Here is a 5110-nt window from a genome sequence, read left to right on the forward strand (position 1 = left end):
TGGGGAAATATCGCTCTCAAAGCTGCGGGAACGAGCAGGTTTATCTTTAGTAGATGTATGGTTGGGTCTACTGTTGGGGGATACTGAATGTAGGGTATGGCGGCAGTCAGACGAGCAGCTAGATATTGCTGTTGATTTTTATTCGCTTGACGGGCTATTAGTTACAATGCACTAGCTTTGAATTATCTACTAACTAAACTTAAAAAAATGACAGATCGTGTAAATGAAGATAGTTTAACCGAGGGGGAAACAGTTAATATTCCCGCTCCAAAATTCGGACTTTACGAATCTGTCAATCTGTATTGGAACGAGCGAGAGATAGCGACGAGTATTGTGGCTCGATGGTATGATTTCGACCACCAATCGTGGTGGTATAAAGTATCGAATGACGAACGATTCTACAGTGGAGATGTTCTCGCTCCCCGCTGAGGTGCTTGACTAGCGGCACCAAAAAGTAACTTCACTCGTTGTCAGTAGTTCTAGCTAAAATATTTAATTTAGTTAGCTAGAACTATAAGGGATAGACTAACAACCAGATCGGGATGGGTGTGACAATCGCTCCAGTAGCTCGTAGCCTGTACGCTCGTCATATTCGATCGTCGCGAGCAGATCGTCTTTGAATTCTGCTGGCTTTCGATCGCCTTAATTTTGATAGTCTCAGGTGGCGATACGGTTCTTTGAAGGTACATTTTCTATAGTTCTAGCTATAATAGTATACTTATTCAGCTAGAACTATGAAGACTCTAATGCTAGCCAGATCGCTCGACTGCATCCACATCTTCGGGCGGAATGCGGGCGATTTTTTCAGCTACCACCTCGTTTACTGGGGGATTGGCAGCAACAGATATCGCTCGATTTAAAAGAGCTTCAGCCGTGTCGATTGCTGTACCAATCGCGAGCAATCTATTTCTGCGCTCGATTCCGGCTCTCCCCTCAAAATTTCGACTGTCGTAGTCTGACGATAGGTGAATTACTTTTACCGAGTCTTCTCGCTCCTGGGGTGGAAAGATAGCTTCCCTAGAAGTCAATTTATTGTATTGATAGACTCCGTAGGGTCGTTTGACTAGATATCGGTGTGCTTCCACACCGATAGGGGCAACATAACAATCTTCACTTAATTGAGCGATCGTTTCTTCGAGCTGTGAGAGCGTCGAGTGCAGTCGAGCGAGTGTTGCTGTTACGCCCAGAGATGCAGGGGTTTGGGGACAAGCACGAGTTGATAATAAATAGAGGGCAGCATCTCGCCCGTTCGTTATCATGGTATCGATCATCCGCACGTTGTTTTCGATTCTGGCGTAATGCAGCTCGACTCGATCTTCATCCGTCAGTTGGCGAATCGTGCCGCAAACGTTTTTATTCGGGCAATCTTCGGCTGTCAGTCCTGGTTCCATCATCATGGACGCGCAGCTAAAGCCATAGGCACACAGTCGGATTGGCATTGGCAATCATCTCTAGTTCTAGCTGAATAGTTATAATTATATAGCTAGAACTAGGAACAATGCGACTTACTCTGATGCGGACTTATTTAGGTTGCTCGTTGGCGTAGCCGCTCCCTTGGAGAATCGAGTTTTTGCTGACGAGTGAGAAGTTAGAGGTGGCAGGGGAGGCGATTATTAGTTGGGTTATTGCGAATATCTATAATTAGCTCTATTAAACGTTTTCAGCTATTTTTTAGTATGTAATTACATACTAAAAATAGTTAGAACATACTCCCGGCAACAGTTTTAGTCAATTTACTTATTGAGAATTGCTGTATTTATTACTGGCAAAGAGTTTGAGCTAAAATTTTAGCATGTAATTACATACTAAAATCTCGATCCCAAAAACTCCTGAATCTCAGATATACCAGCATTTCGAGCGATAAATATTTTCACCTTTTGGACTTTTGATGCGGTAATGCTTAAACATCGGGTGCGCCAGCGATCGTTCACCTTCTCTTTCCAGGTAATTTGCCACTTCCAATGTTTGACGTTATGGGGATCTCGTTCTCCCTTGACCTTGGGATATTCAACTATCTCGCCGCGTTTATTAGTGACTTTTTGGGTGTACTGGTGAAGAGAACCATTTTTACCTGCGATCGTCAATCGCATTTTTAGTTTGGAGCTATGTAGCTATGATATTTAGGAAATGGTGGATGGGATTTCGTCGGATTTATTAAAGTCCGAACATAGTCAAATTTGCAAGATTCAAAGTTAAATTCTGCCTCAATAGACACATAGATATTTTTCTTAGGTTCCTCTTGAATAGGGCAATCGTTCCACTGGATAGGGACATTCAAAGGCTGTTTGAGTCTAGAGCGGATGCAGGGATTAATTAACATGTTTGAGTGTACCTGAATACAAGTTTGACCGTCAATCGTTTTCCATAATCCAGATAGTCTAAAATAATTCGGTCTTAGATCCTGATAAATTCGGTCGTTTTTAGTATTTACTGTATTGAGATAAGAGAAAGATATTACGACTAAATTTTGATTATTATCTATAATTGGATAGACAATTATCTCTAAATCACTACCTTGTTCTGCTATTACTCTTTCTAAAGAAGTAAATCTACTGGCTTTTTTAAAACCTGCTGAAAATAAGGAAAACTCTCGATCCCCAAAGAGGATAGTGGCTTCACCTTCGTATAACTTGATACGTACTTGAATTCTCCCAATTGCCTGGTAGATGCTTAATAAGCGGGTTTTATCTCTAGCTTTTATCTGTTCCGGTGTTAAAAGTATTGGTTTAGGTTTGGATGGAAGGTCTGAAGTAGCTTCATCTTTAACTACTTCACCTAATACTGCAACTTTCTCCAATACTTCTTCAACTATAGAAACTTGAGACTTATCTTCATCTTCAGTCTCTACAGCTTTTTTATTTGCTGTTGAAGCTTTCGAGCGAGTCTTAGTTTTACTTTTAGTCTTTACGACTTCTTCTGGCACTGAAAGTATATCCTCGATCGCTGAAACTTTTTTTTGTGACTTAGCTTTACTCTTAACTGGCGTTGAATCTTTTTCAGGCTCAAACTCTAGTTGGGATGTAAGTTGTTTCTTAACCATGCCTATAATTTTACTCATTATTTTATAAGTCCTATGTTTTAATAACAATCAACTAAAATAAACTTACATTGTCATAAAGATTTTAGGCTCTATACTTTGAATTTTAATCAATTTTGAGATATAATATTAACAAGAATAAAAGTTAATTTTAAGGCTTTGGCTTTATTATCAGAATACCCAGATAATTGGACAGAAATTGCAACGGCGGTTAAACGATCGGCAGGGTATCGCTGTAATAATTGCGGGTTAAAGTGTTTGCCGCCTGCTAGCAGCTATCGACACCTCGGTCTATCCCTCCGGCGCAGACTATCCGCCCAAGTCCACCATCTCGATCGTAACCCAAGACATAACGATCGTGCGAATCTTGTTTGCCTGTGCAGCGGGTGTCACCTACGTCAGCACCGTCATCATCCCCAGCCAAGTCCAGGTCAATTATCTCTCAAACTGAAGCTACCTGCAAACCGCCGTTCGCGTCGAAAACCAAGAAATTTTCAAATGACTTTTGCCGATCTTATCGAGCGATTGCCGCGACTGTCAATGGAATCAGTCGAGCAGCTTGAATTGGCGATTCCGCAAAGCGGAGGCTTCTCTTCGAGAGGCTTCGCCAACGCCAACGAGCCAAAATCTTGACGTTCACAGGAAGAACTATGCTGAAACTATCGATCGTCACAGTCACGCGATCGCGTCCTCAACTATTAGCGCGAACGATCGCCTCACTAAAAGCTCAATCAAGTCAAGATTTCGAGTGGATCGTTGTCAACGATGGTGAAGATGTCGCTACTAATAAAATAATCTGCGATGCGGACATCTGTTTCCCCTACACCTACTTGGGGATGGCTCATCCCGACAAGGGATTTGCACTAGCTTACGGCAGGAATAGGGGTCTAACCATCGCAACAGGGGATGTTATCACCTATCTTGATGATGACAATACCTTCAAGCCCGATTTTGTGGCTAAGACACTCGATCTGTTCGAGCGTAATCCCCAGGTGAGCTATTCAATGCCAATTCAACAGCGGCGGCGGGATGTCGTTCGAGACAGAGCGATCGTCAGTAGCGGCAAAGAATTCTTCTCCCCTACCCTAGATTGCACGATCGAGCAATTAATTCGCCACGAGCAACTCATCGACAGTAACGGATTCGCCCATCGCAACAACAGGGATTTATCCTTGATGTGGAATCCCGACCTCCAAATTTATATCGATTACGAGTTTTTGCTTAGGTGTATCAGTCACTGGGGACGATCGAGCTTCAAGCTCAATCCAGCAGTTATCATGGATTATGTACAGACAAATTTAGGAATCATTGGTAGCTCAAACTACCAGGATTGGACTAACGAAATAGATTGGATCGTTAACCATCGAGAATCATATACTTGCTTAAACGATCTGGATATTCACGCCCTGAATCGACTAAAAGACGAATATCGATCGAGACATCAAAAAATCGAGAGCATTAAGGCATTTACACTACTAAGCTAATCTGACATATAGCTGATGCCGATTAACTTATTCAAAATATAGAATTGGGCAAAGATATACCAAAATTATATTTATGTTCGATCGAGATGCAGCTAAGGTCAGATTCCCGTGGGTAGCGTTTATCAGTCAACCGATCGGGCACCCCAAAGTAAAGTTGATTGTTAATCCAGTTAAATTCCAAAAACTATATCAGATCTGGTTTTTAGAGAATTGCCTACGATATGAAACAAGAGTTAAGGATTTTTCTTAAATTTAATGTCATCGACTATCTACTTTACATCACGCGATCGAAATATTACTTGTGTCTTCTAAATTTCACAGTTTAGAGTATTTCTGTACTAAACTATAATTTTAGGCAAGCTCTAGTGTATGAAATTAGCAGATTTATCCGCAGTGACGCGTCAAACAATTGCTAAGGTGAAGTGGGATGGCATTTTTGAAAAGCATGAGGGGCCATACGATTGGAATTGGTTATTCAAAACTACCGATGACGAAAACGATCTAGCGTTCTTAACGATCGACGATTGCCAAGTTTTGCTGCCAATTTATCCCGAACATTATGCCAATGTTGAAATTTTGAGAACGATTT

General features: G+C 41.5%; 6 protein-coding genes and 1 pseudogene. 4 read left to right on the forward strand and 3 right to left on the reverse strand.

What is annotated here, in order from left to right:
* Positions 1–207 precede the first annotated feature (207 nt).
* Complete coding sequence (locus tag RMO35_RS08240; protein ID WP_309740152.1) at positions 208–429, forward strand: hypothetical protein; 222 nt, start codon at positions 208–210, stop codon at positions 427–429.
* A gap of 320 nt (positions 430–749) precedes the next feature.
* Here RMO35_RS08240 and RMO35_RS08245 read toward each other — a convergent pair whose 3' ends face one another.
* From RMO35_RS08245 to RMO35_RS08255, 3 genes are all read right to left on the reverse strand, one after another.
* The gene (locus tag RMO35_RS08245; RefSeq protein ID WP_309740153.1) at positions 750–1439 is read right to left on the reverse strand and encodes a hypothetical protein; all 690 of its coding nucleotides are present in this window, start codon (positions 1437–1439) and stop codon (positions 750–752) included.
* 366 nt (positions 1440–1805) lie between these two features.
* Positions 1806–2090, reverse strand: coding sequence for a hypothetical protein (locus RMO35_RS08250; protein WP_309740154.1), 285 nt, complete (start codon positions 2088–2090; stop codon positions 1806–1808).
* Between the two features lie 2 nt (positions 2091–2092).
* Positions 2093–3058, reverse strand: a complete 966-nt coding sequence (locus RMO35_RS08255; RefSeq protein WP_309740155.1) for a hypothetical protein — start codon at positions 3056–3058, stop codon at positions 2093–2095.
* Positions 3059–3196: 138 nt separating this feature from the next.
* Between RMO35_RS08255 and RMO35_RS08260 the strand changes: the two genes are divergently transcribed.
* The 3 genes and pseudogenes from RMO35_RS08260 to RMO35_RS08270 form a co-directional block, all read left to right on the forward strand.
* Positions 3197–3670, forward strand: coding sequence for a restriction endonuclease (locus RMO35_RS08260; protein ID WP_309740157.1), 474 nt, complete (start codon positions 3197–3199; stop codon positions 3668–3670).
* A gap of 17 nt (positions 3671–3687) precedes the next feature.
* A complete protein-coding gene (locus RMO35_RS08265) occupies positions 3688–4521 on the forward strand; it encodes a glycosyltransferase family A protein (RefSeq protein ID WP_309740158.1) in 834 nt (277 codons plus the stop codon).
* Between the two features lie 369 nt (positions 4522–4890).
* Positions 4891–5110: pseudogene (locus RMO35_RS08270) on the forward strand (hypothetical protein); the annotation flags it as partial.

This window comes from Chamaesiphon sp. OTE_20_metabat_361 (assembly GCF_031364565.1).

What these genes read in the sequence shown, in the direction of transcription:
- RMO35_RS08240 (WP_309740152.1), top strand. Translation starts at nt 208, where the DNA reads ATGACAGATCGTGTAAATGAAGATAGTTTAACCGAGGGGGAAACAGTT.
- RMO35_RS08245 (WP_309740153.1), bottom strand. Translation starts at nt 1,439, where the DNA reads ATGCCAATCCGACTGTGTGCCTATGGCTTTAGCTGCGCGTCCATGATG.
- RMO35_RS08250 (WP_309740154.1), bottom strand. Translation starts at nt 2,090, where the DNA reads ATGCGATTGACGATCGCAGGTAAAAATGGTTCTCTTCACCAGTACACC.
- RMO35_RS08255 (WP_309740155.1), bottom strand. Translation starts at nt 3,058, where the DNA reads ATGAGTAAAATTATAGGCATGGTTAAGAAACAACTTACATCCCAACTA.
- RMO35_RS08265 (WP_309740158.1), top strand. Translation starts at nt 3,688, where the DNA reads ATGCTGAAACTATCGATCGTCACAGTCACGCGATCGCGTCCTCAACTA.